The organism is Nocardioides sp. NBC_00368, assembly GCF_036090055.1.
Classification (GTDB): Bacteria; Actinomycetota; Actinomycetes; order Propionibacteriales; family Nocardioidaceae; genus Nocardioides.
The window spans coordinates 2554894-2579981 of the sequence record NZ_CP107970.1 but is presented as its reverse complement, the minus strand read 5'-3'; the positions used below and the strand labels follow the sequence as shown (position 1 = coordinate 2579981).

Sequence of the window (25088 nt, the reverse complement as noted above, 5' to 3'; positions counted from 1 at the left end):
CGTGCTCGACGCCCTTCCCCCACTCCTCACGGTCGCCGCGGTCCTGCTGGTCCCGGCGACCGTGCTGTTGTTCCTGATCCGTACGCCGCGTGCCGGCTCGCTCACCGCGGGCACGACGATCCTCGCGGCGGGCCTCACCGCGGTGGCCGCGCTGGCGGTCGGCCTGCTGCTCGGCCAGGACGCCGTCCGTGCGGCGATCGGGGGCATCGTCCTCGGTGTCTCGCTGCTGGCCTGGCTGCCCGCGGCGCGGGACTGGGACGTACGTGGTCTGGTGGCCTGGGCGCTCACCATCGACGTCGGTCTGCTCTACCTGACCTACGTGGGCCTGTGGACGGTCACCGTCCACCCCGGAGCGTGGACGACGACCCTGTCGGGCCTGCTGTGGCTGCTCGAGGTCTTCGTCTTCGTGATCGGCGTGGGCTACCTGTGGGAGATGGTCGACGTGCTCGCCCGGCGACGCTGGCGCGGGTGGCCGACACGCGGTGAGTACCACCCGGGCTGGCGCCGGCCGTTCGTGAGCCTGCACGTGCCCACCCACAACGAGCCGCCCGAGATGGTCATCGAGACGCTCGAGCGGATGCTGAAGCTGGACTACGACGCGTACGAGATCCTGGTCATCGACAACAACACCGACGATCCCGCGTTGTGGCGGCCGGTGCAGGACTTCTGCGAGCAGTACGACGGGCTCACCTTCATCCATCTGACCAACTGGCCGGGGTTCAAGTCCGGGGCCCTCAATTACGCGCTGACCAGGATGCATCCGCTCACCGAGGTCGTCGGTGTCGTCGATGCCGACTACCACGTCGCCCCCGACTTCCTGGCCCACAACGCCCCGCTGTTCACCGACGAGTCGGTCGCCTTCGTGCAGACGCCGCAGGACTACCGGGACTGGGACGTCTCGCCCTACTTCCGCCGCCTCTACCACTCCTACGGCTACTTCTTCGACGTCAGCCAGGTCTCGCGCAACGAGCGCAACGGCGCCATCTTCGGCGGCACCATGGGCCTGATCCGGGCCTCCGCGCTGATCCGGTCCGGCGGCTGGGACGAGTGGTGCATCACCGAGGACGCCGAGCTGTCGCTGCGGCTGCTGAAGATGGGCTACAACGGCATGCACGTCGACCGCTCCTACGGCCGCGGCGTGATGCCGCTGACCTTCGAGACGCTCAAGAAGCAGCGGTTCCGGTGGTGCTTCGGCGGCGTCCAGATCCTCCGGATGCACTGGCGCTCGCTGTTGCCCGGACGTCCCACCGAGGACAACCAGATGACCCTGGCGCAGCGCTGGGCCTACCTCGTCGGCGGGCTGCAGTGGTTCGGCGACCTCGCCGGCGCGCTGTTCACCTTCTTCCTCATCTCGGGCGCGCTCGACCTGATGCTGGGTGGCGGACTGGTCGTACGCCGCCTCTCCGGCCTCCTGCTGATCGCCACCGTCGCGCTGGTGCTCTTCGGCGCGGCCCGCTCGATCGCGCTCGTCCGCCTCCGGGGCGGGGCGTCCTGGCGCGATGCGCTCGGCGCCTTCGGGCTCTGGCTGGCGCTCGGGGTGACCGTCGCCCGGGCCTCCTGGCTCGGACTGGTCTCGCGCGAGGGCACGTTCCTGCGTACGCCGAAGATCAAGGGGAAGCCGCGGGTGCGTGACGTGGTGCGGGGCAACCTGGTCGAGAGTCTTGCGGCCGCCGTCTGCGTGGTCCTGGCGCTCGTGGTCGGGGTGAGGGGTGGGGCGACCGGGATCGCGCTCGCGGCGCTGCTCGCCTTCCAGGGATTCGGCTACGCGCTGGCCCCGATCAACAGCTGGGCGGCGATCCGCAGCGACCTGCCCGCCGACCTGCGCCGCCGTAGGGAGCGGCTCTGGGCGTGGAGCGCGGCCGCCGCGCCCGCTGCTCGGCGCGGGGGACTGGTGCTGGCCTTCAGCTCGGTGATGCTCGCCGGGCTGGTCGCCATCGCGGCGCCGGTGGGCAGCCCGGACGTACCCGAGGTCGGCGACGTCCACGGGGCGCTCGAGAAGAAGTCCCAGGGTGAGGACACGGAGCCGTCGGGCGAACGGAGTCCGGCTCCGGAGGCGGAGGAGGAGCCGACGGCCGGTCCCACCCAGGCTCCGAAAGCGGCGCCCAGCCAGGCCGGAGCGACCGCCAGCACCCGGCCCACCCAGGCCACCGACCCCACGCCCTCCACCGCCCCGACCCGCGGGGCCGACCCGACCCCGGCGGCGCCCACCCAGCCCGGCTCGGGCGGCAGGCCCACCGACAAGCCCTCCAACGGCGGTGGCCCGAACAAGGCGCAGTAGGCCCGCGAGGGTCAGGACTGGTTCATCGTGCCGCTGATCGTGTCGGCGCGCTTGTTCAAGGTGACCGGCGTATCGGCGCACTCCTGGCCGACCTCATCGCATATCTCCACCTTCGTCCCGGACGCCCGGATCAGCTGCCCCTCTGGGGTCCAGCCGAGGTGGTCGCCGAGCTCGACGGCGGTCTCGGTGCCCTGGCCGAGGTCGTGGATCGGCGCGGTCGGCGTGTCATAGCGGCAGTTGTCGTTCTCGTCGCACATCGCGTAGGGAGCCGCAAGGGCGTGGTTGCTGTCGGGCGAGAGCTTGAGCCTGATCAGGTCGTCGGGGTAGTCGGTGGAGCGCGTGGTCAGGAGCACCTGGCCCGTGGCCACCTCGACCACTCTCTGGGTCTCCCCGGTCGCATCCTGGGTCACCGCGCGGCCATCGATCACCTCGGTGGTGTAGCTGCCCGGAAGCCCCTTCGAGGTGGAGACCTGCCCGGAACGCCAGGCGACGTCGAGGGTGCGGTCGTCGAGGGCGACGTAGGCGTGCTCGCCGTCGACGGCGACCGGCGGAGTCTTCCAGCCGGCCCAGGTGTACTTCCCGGAGATCGGGACGTCGGCGACCTTCTCGCCGGTGCCGAGGTCGACGACGCGCACCAGCCAGCCGTCACCGTCGTCGACGGTCCAGGAGACGTAGGGCGAGTCGGGGTCGGTGCCGATCAGCCGGTCGCTCACGTCACCGAGGTCGAGCGGTTGGACGCCGGCCGTCGTGATCAGCGAGAGACGCGCGTTCGACTGCGTGCTCCGGGCCAGCAGGCCGACCGAGGTGTAGCGCAGGTCGTTCACGCGGCCGCCGTACGTCACCACGCTCCCGTCGCCGAAGTGGACGCTGTTGCCCTCCGCGACCGCCCAGCCCCGGGGGTTCCCCTCGGCCGCGGCGATGTGGGGACCGTCGTCGCCGAGCGCCCCGCCCAGGACGTACGTCCCGAGCGCGCCGGCCATCGTCAGGGCCGCCGCACCGGCGACCCAGCGGGCGCGCCGGCGCCGGCGGACGGCGCGGGTGCGGAGGTGGAGCTCGTCGGTGGCCAGACGAGGCACGGCGACCTCGTCGGCGGCGTCGCGGAGCAGCGTACGCAGGTCGTTGTCGGTCACTGGGTCGCCTCCAGGGTGAGAGTCGGGTCGCCGAGGATGGTGCGGAGCTTGTCGAGCGCGAAGGAGGTCTGGCTCTTCACCGTGCCCTCCGAGCAGCCGAGGAGGTCTGCGGTGCGGCGTACGTCGAGATCCTCGTAGAAGCGGAGGACCACGACGGCGCGCTGGCGCGGAGGCAGCGCGGCGACCGCGTCGAGCAGCACCGAGCGGGTGGTCGGATCGTTCTCGTGAGCCAGGTCGGGAAGGACCTCGGTGGGCCGCTCGCGGTTCCACGATGCCTTCCGGAACCAGCTCATCGCGGTGTTGAACAGGACCTGCCGGGCATAGGCGGGGGCGGCCTCGAGCGTGCGTACCCGGCCCCAGTTGCCGTAGGTCTTCGCCAGCGCCGTCTGGACCAGGTCCTCCGCACTGGCATGGTCCCCGACGAGCAGGTAGGCGGAACGATAGAGCCGCGGCCAGGCGACCTGGGCGAACTCGTCGAACTGCTCCTGGGTTGGGGGTCTCGCCATCGATCCATCCGATCTCTCGAGCCGATTGTCAGGGTTGAGGACGCGGTGAGGCCACCGATCGGTTGTATGTGTGTCGAGCTCCGGTCCGGCGTGGGCCTTACCGAGGTGAGAGTTGGGGCTCCCGCCGCCTAGGATGTGCGGCATGCCAGAAATCACCCGCGACGAGGTCGCGCACCTGGCCGACCTCGCCCGCATCGACCTCAGCGACGCCGAGCTCGATCACCTTGCCCCGCAGCTGCAGGTGATCCTCGAGTCCGTCGCCTCGATCCAGGGGCTTGCCGGCGACGACGTGCCTGCCACCTCCCACCCGCTTCCGCTGACCAACGTCTTCCGTGAGGACGTCGTCGTGCCCGGTCTGACGCCGGAGCAGGCGCTCTCCGGTGCGCCGAGCGTCGAGGAGCAGCGCTTCGCCGTGCCGAGGATCCTGGGGGACGAGCAGTGACTCTCATCGAGAAGACCGCCGCCGAGCTGATCGACGCGCTCGCCGCCGGCGAGACCACCTCGGTCGAGCTGACCCAGGCCCACCTCGACCGCATCGCGGCGGTCGACGGCGACGTCCACGCCTTCCTGCACATCGACGCCGAGGGTGCGCTGTCCCAGGCTGCCGCCTCCGACGCGCGCCGGGCCAACGGCGACGCGCTGCACGCTCTCGACGGCGTACCGATCGCGGTCAAGGACGTGCTGACCACCACCGGCCTGCCGACGACCTGCGGCTCCAAGATCCTCGAGGGCTGGATCCCGCCCTACGACGCGACCGTGGTCAAGAAGATCAAGGCGGCCGGTCTGCCGATCCTGGGCAAGACCAACATGGACGAGTTCGCGATGGGCTCCTCGACCGAGCACTCGGCGTACGGTCCGACGAAGAACCCGTGGAAGCTCGACCGGATCCCCGGCGGCTCCGGTGGTGGCTCGGCCGCCGCCGTCGCCGCCTTCGAGGCGCCGCTCGCGCTCGGCACCGACACCGGTGGCTCGATCCGTCAGCCGGGTGCCGTCACCGGCACGGTCGGCGTGAAGCCGACCTACGGCTCCGTCTCCCGCTACGGCCTGGTCGCCCTGGCCAACTCGCTGGACCAGGTCGGTCCGGTGACCCGCACGGTCCTCGACAGCGCCCTGCTGCACGAGCTCATCGGCGGCCACGACCCGCTCGACTCCACCTCCACCACGACCCCGGTGACCGGGCTCGTCGACGCCGCCCGTGCGGGCGCGACCGGCGACCTGAAGGGCGTCAAGGTCGGCGTCATCAAGGAGCTGGCCGGCGAGGGCTGGGCGCCCGACGTGATGGCCAAGTTCAACGAGTCGGTCGACCTGCTCACCAAGCTGGGCGCCGACGTCGTCGAGGTCTCCACGCCGAGCTTCGAGCACGCGATGGCGGCCTACTACCTGATCCTGCCGGCGGAGTGCTCCTCCAACCTGGCCAAGTTCGACGCGATGCGCTACGGCCTGCGGGTCACCCCCGACGGCGACCCGAGCGCCGAGGACGTGATGAAGGCCTCGCGTGACGCAGGCTTCGGCGACGAGGTCAAGCGCCGCATCATCCTGGGCACCTACGCGCTGAGCAGCGGCTACTACGACGCCTACTACGGCCAGGCGCAGAAGATCCGCACGCTGATCATCGAGGACTTCAAGAAGGCCTTCGAGCAGGTCGACGTGCTGGTCTCGCCGACGTCCCCGTCGACGGCGTTCCCGCTGGGTGCGAAGCTCGACGACCCGCTCGCGATGTACATGCAGGACCTGGCCACCATTCCGGCCAACCTGGCCGGTACGCCCGGCATCTCCATCCCGGCCGGGGTCTCCGACGCGGACGGGTTGCCCGTCGGCGTACAGCTCCTGGCGCCGGTCCTGGAGGACGCCCGTCTCTACCGCGTCGGTGCCGCCCTCGAGGCCGCCATCGGTCCGGTGCTCTCGATCGACAAGCTGGAGGTGGCCCGATGAGCGAGACTCTTGTCGCGTTCGACGAGGTGCTGGAGCGCTACGACCCGGCGATGGGCCTGGAGGTCCACGTCGAGCTCAACACCAACACCAAGATGTTCTGCGGATGCCCGGCGACCTTCGGCGGCGAGCCCAACTCCCAGGTGTGCCCGACCTGCCTCGGCCTGCCCGGCTCGATGCCGGTCGTGAACGCCAAGGCGGTGGAGAGCGCGATCCGGATCGGGCTCGCGCTCAACGGCTCGATCGCGGAATGGTGCCGGTTCGCCCGGAAGAACTACTTCTACCCGGACATGCCGAAGAACTTCCAGACCTCGCAGTACGACGAGCCGATCGTCTACGACGGCTACCTCGACGTCGAGGTCGAGGGGGAGACCTTCCGCGTCGAGATCGAGCGCGCCCACATGGAGGAGGACACCGGCAAGACCACCCACATCGGTGGCTCGACCGGCCGTATCCACGGCGCCGACTACTCGCTGGTCGACTACAACCGCGCCGGCATCCCCCTGATCGAGATCGTCACCCGCCCGATCCTCGGCACCGGTGCCAAGGCGCCGCTGGTGGCCAAGGCCTACGTCGCGGCGCTGCGCGAGATCCTGCTGGGGCTGGGCGTCTCCGACGTACGCATGGACCAGGGCTCGATGCGCTGCGACGTCAACCTGTCGCTGTCCCCGAAGGGTTCGGACAAGCTGGGCACCCGCACGGAGACGAAGAACGTGAACTCGCTGCGCTCGGTCGAGCGGGCCGTACGTTTCGAGATGTCGCGCCACGCCGGGATCCTCGACGCGGGGGAGGCGATCTTCCAGGAGACCCGCCACTTCCACGAGGACACCGGCACCACCTCGGCCGGACGGCCGAAGTCCGACGCCGACGACTACCGCTACTTCCCCGAGCCGGATCTCGTCCCGGTCGCGCCGAGCCGCGAATGGGTCGAGGAGCTGCGTGGCACGCTGCCCGAGCCGCCGGCTGAGAAGCGGGCGCGGCTGCAGGCCGAGTGGGGCTACTCCGACCTGGAGATGCGTGACGTGTGGGCCGCCGGTGCGATGACGCTGATCGAGGCGACCGTCGCCGAGGGCGCCTCCGCCCAGGCCGCGCGCAAGTGGTGGATGGCGGAGCTCTCCCGGGCCGCCAACGACCGCGGCGTCGAGCTGGCCGAGGTCGGGGTCACCCCGGCCCAGGTCGCGGAGGTGCAGAAGCTGGTCGACGGCGGTTCGCTGACCGACAAGCTCGCTCGCCAGGTGTTCGAGGGGCTGCTCGCAGGTGAGGGCACGGTCTCCGAGATCATCGACGCCCGCGGCCTCGCCGTCGTCTCCGACGACGGCGCGCTCGGTGCGGCCGTCGATGAGGCGATCGACGCCCAGCCTGCTGTCGCGGAGAAGATCCGCGGCGGCAACCAGGCCGCGGCCGGTGCGCTCATCGGCGCCGTCATGAAGGCGACCGGCGGCAAGGCCGACGCCAAGCGCGTGCGCGAGCTGATCCTGGAGAAGCTCTCCTGATCCCACGCCGAGTCGGCTCGTCCTGACAACAGAATCCGCCGAGTCGGCGCGTCATGACGCGCCGACTCGGCGGTGGTTTTGGTCAGGATGAGCCGACTCGGCGGTGGGTGGCACTGGCAGACTGTCCGGCGTGACCGAGCCCTTCCGCATCGCCCTGCTCATCGACGCCGACAACGCCCCCGCGGCCAAGATCGACGCGATCCTGAACGACCTGGCCGAGTACGGCGAGGTGACCATCCGGCGGGCCTACGGGAACTGGACCAAGCCCGAGCTCAAGGGCTGGATCGAGGAGCTGCACGATGCGGCCATCCGGCCGATGCAGCAGTTCGACCTGACCGCCCACAAGAACGCCTCCGACATGGCGCTCGCCATCGACGCCGTGGAGCTGCTGCACGCGGCGATCCCGGACGCGTTTGCACTGGTCTCCTCCGACTCCGATTTCACCCCGCTGGTGCACTACCTGCGCGAGAAGGGCCGCGCGGTCTACGGCTACGGCCGGGAGAAGACCCCGGCGCCGTTCAAGAGCGCCTGCACCCGGTTCACCGTGGTCGAGAAGCTCGGCGGCTCCGAGGAGGAGACCGACGCCGACTCCGAGGCCGGTGCCACGCCCGCCCGCAAGCCGTCCTCCTCGGCGACCACGGGACAGGTGCTGAAGCGCAACGCCCGGCTGATCCAGCTGCTGCGCAACTCCATCGCCGCGGCCGCCGACGACGACGGCTGGGCCCTGGTCGGCACGGTCGTCTCCCGCATCCGCAACCAGTCCTCCGAGGACCCGCGCAACTACGGGTACGCCACCTGGACCAAGCTCATCAAGGCGATCGACCTCTTCGAGCTCAAGGACGAGGGCACCTCGGCGATCGCGGTCAGCGACAAGCGCAACAGCAAGAAGTGACGTACGCCTACTAGGACGCGTCCGCGGTGCGGTCCTGGTCCTCTGCCTTCTTCGGCTTCGGGCGGGCGCACTTGATCCCCTTGGGCACCGACCCGTTGAGGTGCCTCAGCGCGGCCTTGAAGTCGCGGCAGCGCTCGGCGTCCTCCTCCTTGTTGGGGGGATAGCCGATCGCCGCGTTGACCTTGCCCATCTCGAGGGCGTCGGCGAGCGGGTTGATGTCGCGGGCGACGGTCCAGTACCACCGCGAGATCGGCGCGCTGTGGTCCAGCGAGCGGGCCAGCTCGGGGCGACGACGCAGGTCGATCCCGAAGTAGGCGCCGGCGTCGGTGTAGTTGGCCTCGCCGGTCAGCTGGATGTAGCCGCGGCCGGCGTACTTCCGCTTGTCGTGGGGGCCCTTGGCGTCGTGGTGGAAGGAGCTCTCGTTGGCGAGCGTGGTGAGGTAGGCCGCCTGCCGGTAGGGGGTCGTGATCCGGGCGTCGGACATGGCGCGGTTGAGGGTCGGCAGCCCGGTCTCGACGGTCTTCTTGTTCCCGACCTTGTCGCCGAACATGGCAACCAGATCGGCGTACGTGACCGAGGCCCGAGCCGGGGCCGCGACTGCCGTCGTGGCCGGGCAGAGGGAGAGAAGGGTGGCCGAGATCAAGGTTGCGACAAGGCCGAGAATCCTGTGGCGCATGGGGACAGAGTGACTCCTCGACGGCGATCCCGCAAGCAGGGCCGACCCGGCATAAGATGACCCCCGAATCAAGCAGAGCCTCAATCAACACACGCCGTGGTGGGGGAAGCCGGTCGAATCCCGGCGCTGACCCGCAACCGTAGGCCCGGGACATCGAGGGTCCTGAGCGAGCCGGAGCACCTGCCGACGGACGCGTACTGACCTGACGCTGTCGTGGAAAGCAGCGGGTCGGCCCTTGGCCTTCCCGACGAACAGCGCGGAAGGAACCATGAAGAAGACCGTCCTCGGTGGCATCGCCGCCGCCCTCGCCCTCACCTCGCTCGCCGGCTGCGGCGAGAAGGCCGTCGAGGAGGGGGAGAAGCCCACCTACGACGCGAAGGTGTCGACCTCCGTGGCCGACTGGCTCGTCGCCCAGGCGCCGAAGGGTGTGGCCCGCAACGCGCAGTACGGCACCGACGACTTCGGGCTCAGCGCCGACATCGGGATCGCGCTGGCCGAGGTCGGTGGCTACGACGAGGAGATCGCCACGATCGCCGCGGCCGTGATGACGAACAAGAAGGCCTACACCTCGCCCGGGTTCGGCACCGTGACCTCGGCCGGGGCCACCGCGAAGGCGCTCGTCCTCCAGCAGAACATCGATGCCTCCGACCCCGGTCTGCTGAAGCAGCTCGAGGGCACCGTCGCCGAGAACGGCCGCATCGCCGACGAGCTCGACCCCAAGAACAAGGAGGCGGCCGACTACTCCAACACCATCGGGCAGTCGTACGCGGTCTGGGCGCTGAGCAACGCGGAGAGCAAGGAGGCCACGGCCGCCGCGGAGTTCCTGGCCGGGCAGCAGTGCGAGGAGGGCTGGTTCCGGGTCACCTTCACGGCTGACCCCGCGGCCGCCGACCAGACCTGCGACGGTGACCCGAAGGCGGCTCCGGACGCCGACGCCACCGCGTTCGCGCTGATCGCGCTGTCCTCGGTCGCCTCTCCCGAGGCCGAGAAGGCCGTCGAGGCGGGCGTCGAGTGGCTGAAGGAGACCCAGGCCGAGGACGGTTCGTTCAAGGCGGCGACCGGCAACGTCGCCAACTCCAACACCACCGGCCTGGCCGGGTGGGCGTTCGGCCGCGCCGGTGAGACCGATGCTGCCGAGAAGGCCGCGACCTGGGTCTCCGAGCACGTCGTGACCTGCGGTGACGACGTCGGCGCGGTGGCCTACGACGACGCCGCCCTGACCGAGGGCAACACCAAGGGGCTGGCCAAGGAGTCCGAGGGGATGTACCGCCTCGCGGCCGCGCAGGCGCTGCCGTCCCTCGTCTTCCTGCCCAAGGACGCGACCACGAAGAGCGCGTGCTGAGCCTACGGTCCGCGATGGTGGCCCTGGCGATCCTCGCCGGGGCCACCGCACCCGTCCTCACCCCGGCTCCAGCTTCTGCCGCGGAGGCGTGCGACGACGTCACCGTCGTCGTCGAGCCCAACGCCCTGGGCGGCGACCCCGAGATCGCCTGCGTCCGGCCCGAGGAGGGCGACACCGGTGCCGACCTCTTCGAGAAGGCGGGGCATCCGCTCACCTACGTGACCTCGATGCCCAGCGTCGTCTGCCGGGTCGACGGCCGGCCGAAGACCGCCGGCTGCGCCCAGATGCCGCCCGCCGACGCCTACTGGTCGCTGTGGGTCACCGACGAATCCGGGGCCTGGAGCTACGCCTCCAGAAATGTTACCGAAATCAGCGTGACCTCCGGGCAGGGTGTTGCGTTCACGTGGATAGACGACGATGTCGTTACCGCTCCGGCGACGGAACTTGGGGATGCTGTGGGGGCGCCCTCAAGCCCGTCGCCGGAGTTATCTCCGGAGGACTCGCCCTCCGAGCCCCGGCAGCTGCCCGGCTGGGTCGCTCCGGCCGGGATCCTCGCCCTCTTCTCCGTCGCCGGTGTCGTGTGGTGGCGTCGGCGATGAGCACTGTGCTTCGTGAGGCAGCGGTCGCGCGCCTGCCCCGTGATCTGCACCCCGTGGCCTGGTGGGTGTGGGCGATCGGCCTGGCTGCGTACGCCTCCTTCACCACCAACCCGCTGCTGCTCCTGCTGCTGGTGGGGGTGGTCTCGGTCGTGGTCGCGGCCCGCCGCGGGGAGCAGCCGTGGGCGAAGGCGTTCCGGCTCTACGTCGGCCTCGCCCTGTTCATCGTCGCCACCCGGGTGCTCTTCCGGGTGCTCCTGGGTGCCGTGCCGGGTCACGTGCTCATCGACCTGCCCGAGATCCCGCTTCCCGAATGGGTGCTGGGGATCCGGCTGCTCGGGCCGCTCACCCGCGAGGCGCTGCTGGCCGGCCTCTACGACGGCATGCGGCTCGGCGTGATCGTGATCTGCGTCGGTGCGGCCAACGCGCTGGCCAACCCGAAACGACTGCTGCGGTCGCTGCCGCCGGCGCTCTACGAGATCGGGACCGCGGTCGTCGTCGCGGTGACCGTGCTGCCGCAGCTGGCCGAGTCGGTGCAGCGGGTCCGCGCCGCACAGCGGCTACGGGCAGGGGCGACCGGGAGGGTCAAGCGGCTGCGCCGCTTCCTGGTCCCGGTGCTCGAGGACGCGCTGGAGCGGTCGATGGCGCTCGCGGCCGGCATGGACACGCGCGGCTACGGACGTACGGCCGGGGTCCCGGTCGCCACCAGGCGGGTCACCTCGGTGCTCATGCTGGTCTCGCTCGTCGGGCTCTGTGCCGGCGTCTACGCGGTGCTGGACGGGACCACGCCGGGCTGGCTGGCGACCAGCATGCTGGTGCTCGGCGTCGGGGCCGCGGCCATCGGGCTGAGGTTGGCCGGTCGCCGGGTCTCACGAACCGTCTACCGGCCGGACCGGTGGCGCTGGCCGGAGATCGTGGTGGCGCTGAGCGGTGTGCTGGTCGCGGTCGTGGGCTGGTGGGTCGCGCGGTCGCAGGTCCCGGTGGCCTTCCCCGGGGTGAGCACCGCGCCCGGGGTCACGCTGACGGCCATGTCAGGAGTGCTGGTCGGGCTGGTTCCAGCGGTCGCCGCGCCGATTCCGGCATCACTCGTCGAGGAGGAGACCGCCGCATGATCGAGCTGCGAGGGATCACGTTCACCCCGCCCGACTCCTCCGAGCACGTGCTCAAGGACGTCGATCTCACCATCGAGGAGGGCGAGCTGCTGCTCGTCTCCGGCCCGACCGGCTCCGGGAAGTCGACCCTGCTCGGCGTCATCGCCGGCCTGGTGCCCCGCTTCTCCGGCGGCACGCTGGAGGGTGACCTGCTGCTGGACGGCGCCTCGATCATCCGTACGCCGCCGCGCGAGCGCGCCGGGATCATCGGCTACGTCGGGCAGGACCCGGTGGCCGGCTTCGTCACCGACACCGTCGAGGAGGAGCTGGCCTACGGGATGGAGCAGCTCGGCCTCCCGCCGGCGACCATGCGGCGCCGGGTCGAGGAGACCCTCGACCTGCTCGGCATCGCCGAGCTGCGGCAGCGGTCGCTGCGTACGCTCTCGGGCGGGCAGCAGCAGCGCGTCGCGATCGGCTCGGTGCTCACCACCCACCCGCGGGTGGTCGTGCTCGACGAGCCCACCTCCGCCCTCGACCCCACCGCCGCCGAGGACGTGCTGGCCACCATCACCCGGCTCGTGCACGACCTCGGCACCTCCGTGGTCCTCGCCGAGCACCGCCTCGAGCGCGTCGTGCCCTTCGCCGACCGGATCGCGCTCCTCGTCGGTGACGGCTCCGTCGCCGTCGGCGACCCCGCCGACATCCTCGAGGACTCGCCCGTCGTGCCGCCGCTCGTCGAGCTCGGCCGCGAGCTCAGTTGGTCGCCGCTGCCGCTCACGGTGCGGGATGCGAGGCGGCGGGCGAGGGTTGTGGGATACCCGGTCGACCGGGGATCCCTCGGCTTGACGGGCACTGAAACACCCGACAAGTCCACGAAGTGCCTGTCCAGTTCCGGCCTCACCGTCACCCGAGGGCGTACGCCGGTCCTGCACGACGTCTCGATCGACCTGCCCCAGGGGAGGGTGACGGCGCTGATGGGACGCAACGGCTCGGGCAAGTCGACGCTGCTGTGGACGCTGCAGGGCACCCAGAAGCGCCTGACCGGGTCGGTGGAGGTCGCCGGCAAGGATCCGGCGACCCTCGACCCCGAATCGCGACGCACGCTGGTCGGGCTGCTGCCGCAGACCGCGGCGGATCTGCTCTACCTGGAGACCGTGGCCGAGGAGTGCGACGCCGGCGGGCCACGGACGCGGGAGATCCTGGACAGCCTCGTCCCGGGCATCCCCGACGACCAGCACCCGCGTGACCTCTCCGAGGGTCAGCGCCTCGCCCTGGCGCTGGCGCTGATCCTGAGCGCCGACCCGCCGGTCGTGCTCCTCGACGAGCCCACCCGCGGCATCGACTACGCCGCCAAGCACGCCCTGTCCGAGATCCTCCGCGACCTCACCGGCGCGGGCAAGGCGATCCTGGTCGCGACCCACGACGTCGAGTTCGTCGCCGAGGCCGCCGACGACGTCGTGGTGCTCGCCGACGGCGAGGTGGTCTCCGCCGGCGACGTACGCAGCGTCACCGCCGAGTCGCCCGCCTTCGCGCCCCAGGTGAGCAAGGTCTTCGGCCCGGGCTGGCTGAACGTGCGCGAGATCGTCGACGCGGTGGGGAAGCGATGATCAGGTTCTCGCCCCGCACGGCCCTCCTGCTCATGATCATCTCCGTCGCCGGGCTGATGATGTTCGCCTGGCCGCTGCTGCTCCACGGCTACGAGCGGGTGCAGCCGCCGTTCATCTTCCTCGCGCTGCTGCCGCTGATGCTCGTCGTGCTGCTCAGCGAGCTCGCCGCGGGCGGGATCGACACCCGGATGATCGCGATCCTCGGTGTGCTCAGTGCGATCGAGGCCGTCCTGCGTGCCGTCTCCTCCGGCACCGGCGGGGTCGAGCTGGTCTTCTTCATGCTCATCCTCGGTGGCCGCGTCTTCGGGCCCGCCTTCGGCTTCGTGCTCGGCTGCACGAGCCTGTTCGTCGCCGCGCTCGTCACCGCGGGCGTCGGGCCGTGGCTGCCCTACCAGATGCTCGGGGCCGCCTGGGTGGCGATGGGAGCCGGGCTCCTGCCACGCGCGATCGGTCGTCGCGAGATCGGGCTGCTGGCGGCGTACGGGATCGTCGCCTCCTACGCCTACGGGCTCCTCCTCAACCTGCAGGGGTGGCCGCTGCTGACCGGGGTCACGGTTCCCGGCGGGAGCGGCAACCTCTCCTACGAGCCCGGTGCCGCGCTCGCCGAGAACCTGGCGACGTTCCTGCGCTACACCCTGGTCACCTCGACCAGCAGTTGGGACACCGTGCGAGCCGTCACCACCGCCGTCGCGATCGCCCTCCTCGGCCCCGCCGTCCTCGCCACCCTCCGCCGAGCCGCTCGCCGGGCGATGATCGCCCCCGCCGAGGCGTCACCCCGGTCGGTCGAGTAGCCGCTCCCGTCGGCCGAGATCTGGCCGGCGCCGCACGTGTAACACGTCGTTCGTAGGACTATCCGGTCGTTCCGATAGGGCGAGTAGTCCTACGAACGACGTGTTACAGCTCGCCGCAGCCGCACAAACTGACGCCTCGGCCGACCGGAGTGACGTCTCGGCGCGGGTCAGACCCGCTGGTGCTCGGCGACGCGAGCGAGGAAGCCGAGCAGCAACTGGTGGACGCGGTCGGGCTGCTCCATCTGCACGAAGTGGGTGCCGTCGAGCTCGACGAAGGTGCCGTTCTTCAGCCCGGCGGCGACCCGGGACATGTGGCGCGCGCCGGCGACGAGATCCCGGGTGCCCGCGACCAGCACGACCGGCACCTTGATCCGGCGCGGCGATACCGAGCGGCGCTGGGAGGTGCGCAGGGCGAGGTGGAAGTACCACTCGACCGGCGTGGTCAGGAACTCGGCCAGCGCGGCCGCGGCGAGCTCGGGGTCGGGGACCTTGCCGATCAGGCCGGCTTTCGAGAACACCTCGATCGCCCGCGGGCCGAGCTCGAGCCGGGTGGCCACGGGAGTGATCAGGGAGCCGGTGCGGCGCAGCACCTTGGCGGCGGTGCGGGTCACGATCGCGGCCGCCGGTGCGGGCAGCGGCAACGGGCCCAGCATCGACTTGAAGGTGTCGCCGGGCACCCCGGCGACACCGAAGATGCCGGAGACCCGCTCGGGGTGGTCAGCGGCGAGCTCGAACGCGGTGTTGACGCCGATCGACCAGCCCATCACCACCGGTCGCGAGAGCGCGAAGGCGTCCATCACCGAGAGCGCGTCCTCGGCGAAGTGCCTCGATGTCGTCTGCTCCAGGTCCTTCGGCCTCGCCGAGCCGGAGGTGCCGCGGTGCTGCCAGGACACGACGCGTACGCCGCACGAGGTGTGCAGCAACGCCGGCCAGTTCCACGGGCTGGTGCCGAGACCGTTGCACAGCAGCACCGTCGGTCCGTCGATCACACCCTCGGGGTCGTTGGTCCAGGCCCGGATCAGGGTGCCGTCGTCGGAGAGCACGTCACGGAACGTGACCGTCGACTCGGCCATCGCCCGCGGGATTCTCATGCGGTCATTCTCTCCGATGCGAGCAGCTGGAGATAGTGCTGGACGTCTTCACGCTCCGCGCGCCGTAGCAGGAGCGCCTCCTCGGCCGCCTTGGCGTTGTGCCGGGCGACGATCTGAGAGGCCACCGGCCAAGCCAGCAGCAGCTGGATCGGTCGGAGGAACGGGCCCACCATTCGCCCCGCGGTGCGTGCGGCGAAGAGTGCGGCCATCTGGGCAACGGCGGTGGTGTGCGCTGGGGCGGTGATGGTCGACAACGGAGCAACTCCAGAGACAGGCGGGACCGGGCGGAGGGAGGGGGAGTTGTCACCAAACTGTAGTGACCTGAACATTCGGAGTCGGTGACGAACCGATGTCGCTTGTGTGAAACACCCCACTACAACGTGCGACGAGCTACGTACGTCACGCCGGCGTCGACTCCGCCGGCACGTGATGGTCGGGCTTGCCGGTGCGCGTCGCTCCGGCGGAGGCGACCACGACGCAGGCGATGGCCAGCCACTGCAGCACGGACAGACCCTCGTGGAGGACCAGGATCGCGGCCAGCGCACCGGCCGCCGGCTCCAGCGACATCAGGATCGCGTAGAGCCCCGGCTTGATCGAGCGCAGGGCGACGAGATCGAGGGAGTAGGGGATCACCGAGGACATCAGGCCCACCATCAGCCCTACCAGCCACACATGCGGAGACCCCAGCCCGTCGGCGTACGCCATCGCCGCAGGCGTCAGCGCCACCGCCGCGACGGTGGAGGCCAGAGCGAGCCCGTCGAGCCCCTCCCAGCGCGCGCCGGTCGCCTTCGACAGCACGATGTACGCAGCCCAGCAGGCGCCCGCGAGCAGCGCGAACAGCACGCCCACGATCGAGATCCGCCCGGGTTCGACACCGAGCAGGACGACCCCGGCCGCCGCCAGCGCCACCCAGACCAGGTCACGCGCCCGCCGCGAGGTGACCAGCGCGATCGTGAGCGGACCGATGAACTCGATGGTGACCGCGATCCCGATCGGGAGGCGGGCGAAGGACTGGTAGATCGCCCAGTTCATCATCCCGAGCGAGGCCCCGAAGGCGACCACGACCAGCCAGTCGCGCCGCGACAGGCCGCGGACCCGCGGGCGGGTGATCGCCAGCAGGATCAGCGCGGAGAGCGACAGCCGCAGCCACACCATGGCCGTCGGGGTGACCTCGTCGAAGAGCGACTTCGCGAACGTCGCGCCGACCTGCACCGACGCGATCCCGATCAGAACCAGAACGACCGGGTGGGCAAGCCTCGCCCGGAGAGAGGAAGCGTGCACCACCCGGTCAGTCTAGGGTCATGTGAAGATCGGCTACTGAGCCGAGTCCGTCTGCGAGATGTTGGACAGGTTGGCGGCCTTGTTGGCGGCCTCCGCGAGCCGTTCGGAGCCGCGCGGGGGATCGTGCGGGACCATCGGGTGCTCGATGTGGTCCTGCTCGTAGATCTCCGGCGGGATCGGCGTCGGCACGGTGGCGATGATCCGCGACCCGTCGGGCCGTACGCCGCCGTGCACCTCCTCGTCGAGGTGCTTCCCGATCCGCGGCCCCTGGTCGGCGAGCGGCACGACGACCGGCGATCCCTTCGAGACCACGAACTCCTCCCCGCGGACGCTGACCGGGATGTCGAACTCCTCGCCCGGGGTGTCCACGACGGTGAAGACGATCTGGTCGGTGGACACCGCGACCTGCATCCGGGTCGAGTGCCACTGGACCCGGAAGATCAACGAGCCCCACTCGGCCGGCAGCCGCGGGTCGAAGGAGAGCCTGCCGTCGTAGTCGCGCATCCCACCGAAGCCGAACGCGAGCCCGCCCCACACGCCGCCGGTGGAGGCGATGTGCATGCCGTCGACGGTGTTGCCGTGCATGTTGTGCAGGTCGACGTAGAGCGCGTCGTAGAAGTAGCGCAGCGCGTCGTCCTGGTAGCCCACCTCCGCGGCCACGATCGACTGCACGACCGCCGACAGCGTCGAGTCACCGGTGGTGATCGGGTCGTAGTACTCGAAGTCGGCCCGCTTCTCCTCAGGGGTGAACCGGTTGCCCTGCTGGAAGAGGGCGAGCACCACGTCGGTCTGCTTGAGCACCTGGAACCGGTAGATCACCAGCGGGTGGTAGTGCAGCAGCAGGGGACGTACCTCGTCGGGGGTGTTGGGCAGGTCCCACACCTCGCGGTCGAGGAAGTTGTCGTCCTGCGGGTGGATCCCCAGGCCCTCGTCGTAGGGGATGTGCATGGCGGCAGCGCAGCGACCCCACTCCTCGACCTCGTCGGGGGAGACGTCGAGCCGGCCCATGACCTGGGCGTACTCGCGCGGATACTCCGTCCGGAGCATCTCGATGGTCTCGACGGCCTTCTCCAGGTTGTAGCGGGCCATCACGTTGGTGAACAGGTTGTTGTTGACCACCGTGGTGTACTCGTCCGGCCCGGTCACGCCGTGGATGTGGAAGGACGGCTCGCCGTTGTGGCGCCAGAAGCCGAGGTCGGCCCACATCCGCGAGGTCTCGACCAGGATGTCGACGCCCTCGCGGATCAGGTAGCCGGTGTCACCGGTCGCGTAGACGTACTTCATCAGCGCGAAGGCGATGTCGGCGTCGATGTGCACCTGCGCGGTGCCGGCCGCGTAGTAGGCCGAGGCCTCCTGCCCGTTGATCGTGCGCCACGCGAACAGCGCACCCTTCGCGGCCATCTCCTGCGCCCGCTGCCGGGCCGCGGGAAGCATCACCGAGCGGGCGTGCATCACGTTGCGGGCGACCTCGGGCTGGGTGTAGCAGAGGAACGGGACGACGTAGCACTCCGTGTCCCAGAAGTAGTGTCCCTCGTAGCCGGAGCCGGTGACGCCCTTGGCGGGCACACCGAGCCCGTCGGTGCGGGCGGTCGCCTGGGCCAGCGAGAACAGGTTGAACCGGATCGCCTGCTGGGCCGCGGCGATGTCCTCGTCGTCGTCCGTGCTGGCGGCGGAGATCTCGACGTCCGCGGCCGACCAGAAGTCGTCGTACCAGTTGCGCTGGTCGCGCTCGAAGTGGCCGACACCCAGTCGGATCGCGCGGTCGAGCGTACGTCCGCAGCGGTCCGCGAGCTCGCGCACCGGGACCCCGCGGGAGGTGTGGTACGCCACGGTCTTCTGCATCCGCAGCGTGCTGCCCTCGGTGGCATCGACCCGGAAGACCGTCTTGGCCAGGTCGTCCTCGGCGCGGACGACGGTCTCGACCGGGTCCGGGGTATCGATCTGGTGTGCCGCGCTGACCGCGATCGTCATCCCCGAGTTGGCACACCGGTAGCCGAGGGTCATCTGCTCCTCGTCGGCGACCGACATCTGCGGCAGCAGGACGCGGGTGTCGAAGGCGGAGGCCTTGCGCGGGTCCATGCCCTCACCGAGCGCCGCCGCCGGCACGTGGTACTCGTCCTTGCCGTCCTGCCGGTTGAGCAGCTGGGAGGAGATCACGATCGGCGCCGAGCCGCTCAGCATCGTGATCTCCAGGGTCTGGATCGAGAGGTGACGCTGGGTCATCGACACCATCCGGGTCGACCTGATCGCGACCCGCTTGCCCGAGGGCGTACGCCACACCAGGTGCCGCCGCAGCACGCCCTCGCGGAAGTCGAGCACCCGCTCGTACTCCTCCAGGTCGGAGGTGCCGAAGGTCAGCGGCTCGTCGTCGACGTAGATCTTCATGATCTTCGCGTCGGGGGCGTTGACGATGGTCTGGCCGGTCTTGGCGAAGCCGTAGGCGTTCTCGGCGTGGCGGATCGGCCAGGTCTCGTGGAACCCGTTGATGAAGGTGCCGTGCGCATAGGTCGGACGGCCCTCCTCGGGAGTGCCGCGCATGCCGAGGTAGCCGTTGGCGACGCTGAACAGCGTCTCGGTCAGCCCGAGGTCGTCGGGGGAGTAGCTGGTCTCCACCAGCCGCCACGGGTCGATGGGGTAACGGGCCCGGTCCATGGGGTTCGGGCCGACGTTGGTCTTCACTGCTGTGCTCCTTGAGCAGGGGTGAGTTCATCGAGGTCGGATACGACAAGGTCGGCGCCTGCGGCCGTGAGGGTGTCGTGGCCTGCGCCGCGATCCACCCCGACGACGAGCGCGAAATCTCCTGCCTTGCCGGCGCGCACCCCGGAGACGGCGTCCTCGAGGACGACGGCTTCGCTCGGGGTGGCTCCGAGGACCTTACCGGCGTAGACAAACGTGTCCGGTGCAGGCTTGCCGGGCAGGCCCTGCTCATCTGCGACGGCGCCCGACACGACCGTCTCGAACCGGTCCAGCAGCCCCGCCGCCTTCAGCACGGTCGGCGCGTTCACCGACGACGACACCACCCCGAGCCGGACGTCGAGCGTGGCGAGATAGTCCAGGAACCGCACGGACCCCGGATAGGCCTCGACGCCGTCGCGCTCGAGCACCATGTTGAAGGCGTTGTTCTTCCGGTTGCCGAGGCCGCAGACGGTCTCCAGCTCCGGCGCGTCGTCCGGGGTGCCCTCGGGAAGCTCGATGTCACGGGAGGCGAGGAAGTCACGCACGCCGTCGTAGCGCGGCTTGCCGTCGACGTACGCGAAGTAGTCCTGGTCGGTGTAGGCCGGTGCCCCCGGGGTCTTCTCCTGGAGGTAGGCGTTGAACATCTCCTCCCACGCGCGCATGTGCACGACCGCGGTCGGCGTGATCACGCCGTCGAGGTCGAAGAGGATCGCGGTGAACGTCTCCCAGGCAACAGGTCTGGTCATGGGTTCAGGCTAGGGGCTGGGCCGCCCAGGCCGAAGAATCCGGACGGTCCGGTCTCCTCGCGGCGCGATGTTTTCCCGCGACGTTCTTTCGCCGAAATCTCCTGGCCACGAACGGCGACCGGGTGGATGCTGGAAACATGGGTACGCAGCTGCTTGTCGGGACCCGGAAGGGTCTGTGGATAGGGCGCTCTGACGACGCCCGGCAGGACTGGGACTTCACCGGTCCGCACCATGACATGGAGGAGATCTACTCCGCCATGATCGAGCCCGGGACCGGGCGCGTCCTTGCCGGGTGCTCCTCGCTGTGGCTGGGTGCGCTGGTGCGCACCTCCGCCGACGGCGGCGAGACCTGGACCGAGACCTCGATGTCGTTCCCCGAGGACGTCGACGCGAGCCTGGCCCGGGTCTGGCAGCTCCAGCCGGGGCTGCCGGAGGGCACGATCTGGGCCGGCGTCGAGCCCGGCGCGATCTTCCGGTCGCGAGACGGTGGCGCGTCCTTCGAGCTCGTCCGCGGCCTGTGGGACCACCCGCACCGCACCGAGTGGAACGAAGGATTCGGCGGGCAGGCGTTCCACACGATCCTGCCGCACCCCACCGATCCCGACTCGGTGACCGCGGCCATCTCGACCGGGGGCGTCTACCAGACCCGCGACGGCGGGGAGAGCTGGGAGGCCCGCAACAACGGCATCATCGCGGTCTTCCTGCCCGAGGGGCAGCAGTATCCCGAGTTCGGCCAGTGCGTCCACAAGGTCGCCCGCCACGCCTCCCGCCCCGAGCGGCTCTACCTGCAGAACCACGGCGGCGTCTACCGCTCCGACGACGAGGGCCTGTCGTGGAAGTCCATCGCCGACGGCCTGCCCACCGACTTCGGCTTCGCGATGGTCGTCCACCCGCAGGAGCCCGACACGATCTTCACCTTCCCGATCGGGGCCGGCGAGTCCCGCTACCCACCGGAGGCCAAGCCGATCGTGTGGCGCTCCCGCGACGCCGGGGACCACTGGGAGGCGCTCGACAAGGGCCTGCCCGACCACTTCTACGTCGGTGTCATGCGCGACGCGATGTGCGCCGACGACCACGACGTGGCCGGCGTCTACTTCGGCGCCCGCAACGGCTCCGTCTGGGCCTCCGCCGACGCCGGCGAGACCTGGCGCGAGATCCTCCGCGACATCCCGGACGTGATGGTGGTCAGGGCCGCCAAGGTGTGATCAGTCGGTCACGGGGTCATGGACCTCGAACCCGAGGAGCTCGGCGACCTTACGCATGTTGCTGTCGTGGGTGGCGACCGTGAGGTTCTCGGTCCCGACGCGCAGCGCCGACGCCAAGTGGATCGCGTTCAATGACTTGATGTGGGGTTGGATCGCTCTGGCCTCGTCGACGAGAACGTCGTCGACGGTCAACAGCGTGAGCTCGTCGACGAAGTCATCGACGATCGAGACAGGGAGTTGATCGCGGCGAAGCACTCGGGTCATCTCGAGGTGGAGCAGCCGCGAGGAGATGAAGACGTCGCCGTTGTCGCAGCGCTCGTCGTACCAGTCCGCGGCGGCTCGGCTGTGCCCGAGCAGGGCGCGGAGCGCGACAGACGAGTCCAGGTACCACGTCCGCTCAGAGGTCGACGTCACTGTTGACCTCATCGAGGATGTCGTCGAGGTCGCCGGAGAGCGCGACGGCGGCACGGCCCGAGAGGGGTCTGTGCGGTCGTTTCGGCGGAGTTGCCAGACCGGCGTTGACCAGCGCCTCCACCGGGTTGTCCGAGCCCTGGACCTCGGGTACGAGACGTAGCACCGCGCGACCCCTGTTGGTCACCCGGAAAGACTCACCGTCCTCGATGACGGCTCGAGTCACCGCGGAGATCCGCTGGTTCAGCTCGGTCATCGTGATCGTCTTCATGCACTAAATCTAGCATGTAGATGCTAGAAATTTCGCAGGTCTGACAACGCCGGGTCGCAGCGTGCCCGGATATGGTCACGGCATGACTGACGCGCTCCGTGTGGCGGCCGAGGTCCTCGGGGTGGACCGGGTCGAGCAGATGGCGGAGCTCGGCGGAAGCCGTCGCAGCGTCGTACGCCGGGTCCGGGCCGGCACCGGGACGGCCATCGTCAAGGAGTACCTCGAACCCGAGGAGAAGACCTGGTCGCGGGAGGCCGCGGGACTGAAGGCGGCGGACGGTGTGCGTGCGCCGCGGCTGCTCGGGGTCCGCGAGGACCCGGCCGTCGTCGTGATGTCGGACCTCGGTCCGGGACCCGATGTCGCCGATGCGCTGCTGGGCACCGATGCCGTTCTCGGCCGCGATCGGATCCTGGCCTGGGCGCGGGCGGTCGGCGAGCTGCAGGCGCACACGGCCGACCGGTTGGACGTCTTTCGAGAGGCGCTGGCGAGCGGCGTACGCACCGACCTCACCGTCAGCCAGATGGACGACCTCGGATCCGCTCTGGCGACGCTCTGCGCGACGAACGGACTTCCATGGGACGACGACGTGCCCGACGCGATCCAGGACGCACTCACGCCGCTGCGTAAGGGGCCGGATCTGGCGTTGACACCCAGCGACACCTGCCCCGACAACAATCTGCTCGGCCCGGACGGACTCATGCTGCTCGACTTCGAGCACGCGGAGATCCGGCACCGTGCCTGGGAGGCCGCCTATCTGCGCGTGCCGTGGCCGTCGTGCTGGTGCGCGTGGCAGGTGCCGGACGGTGTCTCGAGCCTCGCTCTCCAGGCCTATCTCGACGCGTCGTACGGCACCGCCGGGCCACCGTCGACCTTCGAGGCCGACCTGGATGCGGCCACCGTGCTGTGGTGCCTTCTCTCGGTGAGCTGGTTCCTTCCCGCATCCCTCGACACGGACGCCGCTCACAACGCCGACGACGACCGGATGCCCGGACGGCGCGCCTTGACCCTCGCTCGCCTCGGACGCGCCGTCGGCCTGTCCGGGCCTCAGCCCCTGGCGACCTGGGCAGAGGCGCTGCATCGCGAGCTCGTCGGTCGTTGGGGCGACCATCCGCTGCGCTTGGCGCCGGCATTCCGCTGACGCTCGCCGGCCGGTCCCGAGCGAGCGGCACGCGTCCACCGCGTGGCGCTGTGTTCGAAGACATACGTGAGCGGGTCTAGCCTTCTGGTATGCCCACTCTTCGCTCCGCAACCTCGACCTCGGGCCGCAACATGGCGGGTGCCCGAGCGCTCTGGCGCGCGACCGGCATGACCGATGACGACTTCGGCAAGCCGATCATCGCGATCGCCAACTCGTTCACCGAGTTCGTGCCCGGCCATGTCCACCTTCGTGACCTCGGCAAGATCGTCGCCGAGAAGATCCAGGAGGCCGGCGGAGTAGCCAAGGAGTTCAACACGATCGCCGTCGACGACGGCATCGCGATGGGCCACGCCGGCATGCTCTACTCCCTGCCGAGCCGCGAGCTGATCGCGGACGCGGTGGAATACATGGTCGAGGCGCACCGCGCCGACGCGATCGTGTGCATCTCCAACTGCGACAAGATCACCCCGGGCATGCTGCTGGCGAGCCTGCGGCTCAACATCCCGGTGGTGTTTGTCTCCGGTGGTCCGATGGAGGCCGGCAAGACGGTCGCGGTCGAGGGCCTGGTCCACGACAAGCTCGACCTGGTCGACGCGATGGTGCTCTCGGTCAACGAGGCCGTCAGCGACGAGCTGCTCGACACGGTCGAGCGCTCCGCCTGTCCGACGTGCGGCTCCTGCAGCGGCATGTTCACCGCCAACTCGATGAACTGCCTCACCGAGGCCATCGGCCTGAGCCTGCCGGGCAACGGGTCGACGCTGGCCACCCACGCCAAGCGCCGTGCGCTGTTCGAGGAGGCGGGACGGACCATCGTCGAGCTGTGCCGCCGCTACTACGAGGAGGGCGACGAGTCGGTCCTGCCGCGGAACATCGCCAACCGCAGCGCCTTCGAGAACGCGGTCGCGCTCGACGTCGCCATGGGCGGCTCGACCAACACCGTGCTGCACCTGCTCGCGGCCGCCCGTGAGGCCGAGCTCGACTTCAACGTGCACGACATCGACGCGATCTCGCGGCGGGTCCCGTGCCTGAGCAAGGTCGCCCCCAACAGCCCGAAGTACCACATGGAGGACGTCCACCGGGCCGGCGGCATCCCCGCGCTGCTCGGCGAGCTGCTCCGCGGTGGCGCCCTCAACACGGACGTCCACACCATCCACTCCGCGAACGTCGAGGAGTGGCTGGGCACATGGGACATCCGCGCCGAGAACCCCAGCCAGGAGGCACTCGACCTGTTCCTCGCGGCGCCGGGCGGGGTGCGTACGACCGAGGCGTTCTCCACCGAGAACCTCTGGGCCAGCCTCGACACCGACGCCGCCGAGGGCTGCATCCGCGACTTCGAGCACGCCTACTCCGCCGACGGCGGCCTGGCGATCCTGTCGGGCAACATCGCGCCCGACGGCTGCGTCGTGAAGACGGCCGGCGTGCCCGAGGAGTGCCTGACCTTCACCGGCACCGCGATCGTCTTCGAGTCCCAGGACGCCGCGGTCGAGGGCATCCTCGCCAAGAAGGTCGAGGCCGGCCACGTCGTGGTGATCCGCTACGAGGGTCCGAAGGGTGGGCCGGGCATGCAGGAGATGCTCTACCCGACCTCGTTCCTCAAGGGTCGCGGCCTGGGACAGAAGTGCGCGCTGATCACCGACGGTCGCTTCTCCGGTGGCACCTCGGGGCTCTCGATCGGCCATGTCTCCCCGGAGGCGGCCGGTGGCGGCCTGATCGCGCTCATCGAGGACGGCGACCAGATCTCCATCGACATCCCGAACCGCTCGATCTCGCTCGACGTCGACGACATCGTCCTCGACGAGCGTCGCGTGGCGCAGGAGAAGCGTGAGAAGCCCTACACGCCGGCCAACCGCGACCGCAAGGTCTCCGCGGCTCTGCGGGCCTACGCCTCGATGGCCACCTCGGCCTCCGACGGCGCCTACCGCAACATGCCCGAGTAAC

Annotated in this window: 23 protein-coding genes and 1 riboswitch; of the genes, 13 read left to right on the top strand and 10 right to left on the bottom strand. The window is 70.1% G+C overall.

Annotation, left to right across the window (positions count from 1 at the left end; all coding sequences use genetic code 11):
* The first annotated feature begins 1 nt into the window (after position 1).
* Complete coding sequence (locus tag OG984_RS12255; RefSeq protein WP_328531844.1) at positions 2-2278, top strand: glycosyltransferase; 2277 nt, start codon at positions 2-4, stop codon at positions 2276-2278.
* An 11-nt stretch (positions 2279-2289) separates the two neighbouring features.
* Here OG984_RS12255 and OG984_RS12250 read toward each other — a convergent pair whose 3' ends face one another.
* The gene (locus OG984_RS12250) at positions 2290-3408 is read right to left on the bottom strand and encodes a hypothetical protein (protein ID WP_328531843.1); all 1119 of its coding nucleotides are present in this window, start codon (positions 3406-3408) and stop codon (positions 2290-2292) included.
* Positions 3405-3914, bottom strand: a complete 510-nt coding sequence (locus OG984_RS12245) for a SigE family RNA polymerase sigma factor (RefSeq protein ID WP_328531842.1) — start codon at positions 3912-3914, stop codon at positions 3405-3407. Before OG984_RS12245 ends, OG984_RS12250 begins: the two co-directional genes overlap by 4 nt.
* Positions 3915-4056: 142 nt before the next feature.
* On the opposite strand from OG984_RS12245, the gene gatC reads away from it, so the two are divergent.
* From gatC to OG984_RS12225, 4 genes are all read left to right on the top strand, one after another.
* A complete protein-coding gene (gene gatC / locus OG984_RS12240; protein WP_008358461.1) occupies positions 4057-4356 on the top strand; it encodes an Asp-tRNA(Asn)/Glu-tRNA(Gln) amidotransferase subunit GatC in 300 nt (99 codons plus the stop codon).
* On the top strand, positions 4353-5846 hold the full coding sequence (gene gatA / locus OG984_RS12235; RefSeq protein ID WP_328531841.1) for an Asp-tRNA(Asn)/Glu-tRNA(Gln) amidotransferase subunit GatA: 1494 nt from the start codon (positions 4353-4355) through the stop codon (positions 5844-5846). The genes gatC and gatA overlap by 4 nt, the downstream gene beginning before the upstream one ends.
* Complete coding sequence (gene gatB / locus OG984_RS12230) at positions 5843-7336, top strand: Asp-tRNA(Asn)/Glu-tRNA(Gln) amidotransferase subunit GatB (RefSeq protein ID WP_328531840.1); 1494 nt, start codon at positions 5843-5845, stop codon at positions 7334-7336. Before gatA ends, gatB begins: the two co-directional genes overlap by 4 nt.
* Positions 7337-7466: 130 nt before the next feature.
* A complete protein-coding gene (locus OG984_RS12225) occupies positions 7467-8228 on the top strand; it encodes an NYN domain-containing protein (RefSeq protein WP_328531839.1) in 762 nt (253 codons plus the stop codon).
* Between the two features lie 10 nt (positions 8229-8238).
* On the opposite strand, the gene OG984_RS12220 is transcribed toward OG984_RS12225, so the two are convergent.
* Positions 8239-8904 (bottom strand): glycoside hydrolase family 19 protein, encoded by a 666-nt coding sequence (locus OG984_RS12220; protein ID WP_328531838.1) that lies wholly within the window; start codon positions 8902-8904, stop codon positions 8239-8241.
* Positions 8905-8984: 80 nt separating this feature from the next.
* A riboswitch (cobalamin riboswitch) is annotated at positions 8985-9106 on the top strand.
* A gap of 66 nt (positions 9107-9172) precedes the next feature.
* Between OG984_RS12220 and OG984_RS12215 the strand changes: the two genes are divergently transcribed.
* From OG984_RS12215 to OG984_RS12195, 5 genes are read left to right on the top strand one after another with little or no spacing between them, the layout of a single operon-like run.
* A complete protein-coding gene (locus OG984_RS12215) occupies positions 9173-10246 on the top strand; it encodes a prenyltransferase/squalene oxidase repeat-containing protein (protein ID WP_328531837.1) in 1074 nt (357 codons plus the stop codon).
* Positions 10240-10845 (top strand): hypothetical protein, encoded by a 606-nt coding sequence (locus OG984_RS12210; RefSeq protein ID WP_328531836.1) that lies wholly within the window; start codon positions 10240-10242, stop codon positions 10843-10845. The genes OG984_RS12215 and OG984_RS12210 overlap by 7 nt, the downstream gene beginning before the upstream one ends.
* A complete protein-coding gene (locus OG984_RS12205; protein ID WP_328531835.1) occupies positions 10842-11954 on the top strand; it encodes an energy-coupling factor transporter transmembrane component T in 1113 nt (370 codons plus the stop codon). Before OG984_RS12210 ends, OG984_RS12205 begins: the two co-directional genes overlap by 4 nt.
* Positions 11951-13540 (top strand): ABC transporter ATP-binding protein, encoded by a 1590-nt coding sequence (locus tag OG984_RS12200; RefSeq protein ID WP_328531834.1) that lies wholly within the window; start codon positions 11951-11953, stop codon positions 13538-13540. The genes OG984_RS12205 and OG984_RS12200 overlap by 4 nt, the downstream gene beginning before the upstream one ends.
* On the top strand, positions 13537-14331 hold the full coding sequence (locus tag OG984_RS12195; RefSeq protein ID WP_328531833.1) for an ECF transporter S component: 795 nt from the start codon (positions 13537-13539) through the stop codon (positions 14329-14331). Before OG984_RS12200 ends, OG984_RS12195 begins: the two co-directional genes overlap by 4 nt.
* Positions 14332-14498: 167 nt before the next feature.
* On the opposite strand, the gene OG984_RS12190 is transcribed toward OG984_RS12195, so the two are convergent.
* From OG984_RS12190 to OG984_RS12170, 5 genes are all read right to left on the bottom strand, one after another.
* A complete protein-coding gene (locus OG984_RS12190; protein WP_328531832.1) occupies positions 14499-15422 on the bottom strand; it encodes an alpha/beta fold hydrolase in 924 nt (307 codons plus the stop codon).
* Positions 15419-15676, bottom strand: coding sequence for a hypothetical protein (locus OG984_RS12185; RefSeq protein WP_328531831.1), 258 nt, complete (start codon positions 15674-15676; stop codon positions 15419-15421). The genes OG984_RS12190 and OG984_RS12185 overlap by 4 nt, the downstream gene beginning before the upstream one ends.
* A 145-nt stretch (positions 15677-15821) precedes the next feature.
* Positions 15822-16703, bottom strand: a complete 882-nt coding sequence (locus OG984_RS12180) for an EamA family transporter (protein ID WP_328531830.1) — start codon at positions 16701-16703, stop codon at positions 15822-15824.
* 33 nt (positions 16704-16736) lie between these two features.
* Complete coding sequence (locus OG984_RS12175) at positions 16737-19355, bottom strand: glycoside hydrolase family 65 protein (protein WP_442941008.1); 2619 nt, start codon at positions 19353-19355, stop codon at positions 16737-16739.
* 23 nt (positions 19356-19378) lie between these two features.
* The gene (locus OG984_RS12170) at positions 19379-20125 is read right to left on the bottom strand and encodes an HAD family hydrolase (RefSeq protein WP_328531828.1); all 747 of its coding nucleotides are present in this window, start codon (positions 20123-20125) and stop codon (positions 19379-19381) included.
* Positions 20126-20262: 137 nt separating this feature from the next.
* Here OG984_RS12170 and OG984_RS12165 point away from each other — a divergent pair, with 137 nt between their 5' ends.
* Complete coding sequence (locus tag OG984_RS12165) at positions 20263-21330, top strand: WD40/YVTN/BNR-like repeat-containing protein (RefSeq protein WP_328531827.1); 1068 nt, start codon at positions 20263-20265, stop codon at positions 21328-21330.
* On the opposite strand, the gene OG984_RS12160 is transcribed toward OG984_RS12165, so the two are convergent.
* Positions 21331-21744 (bottom strand): type II toxin-antitoxin system VapC family toxin, encoded by a 414-nt coding sequence (locus OG984_RS12160; RefSeq protein ID WP_328531826.1) that lies wholly within the window; start codon positions 21742-21744, stop codon positions 21331-21333. It abuts the gene before it with no gap.
* On the bottom strand, positions 21728-22012 hold the full coding sequence (locus OG984_RS12155; RefSeq protein WP_328531825.1) for a type II toxin-antitoxin system Phd/YefM family antitoxin: 285 nt from the start codon (positions 22010-22012) through the stop codon (positions 21728-21730). Before OG984_RS12155 ends, OG984_RS12160 begins: the two co-directional genes overlap by 17 nt.
* Positions 22013-22094: 82 nt before the next feature.
* Between OG984_RS12155 and OG984_RS12150 the strand changes: the two genes are divergently transcribed.
* Positions 22095-23150, top strand: a complete 1056-nt coding sequence (locus OG984_RS12150; RefSeq protein WP_328531824.1) for a hypothetical protein — start codon at positions 22095-22097, stop codon at positions 23148-23150.
* Positions 23151-23239: 89 nt separating this feature from the next.
* The gene (gene ilvD, locus OG984_RS12145) at positions 23240-25087 is read left to right on the top strand and encodes a dihydroxy-acid dehydratase (protein ID WP_328531823.1); all 1848 of its coding nucleotides are present in this window, start codon (positions 23240-23242) and stop codon (positions 25085-25087) included.
* The last annotated feature ends 1 nt before the right edge of the window (position 25088 follow it).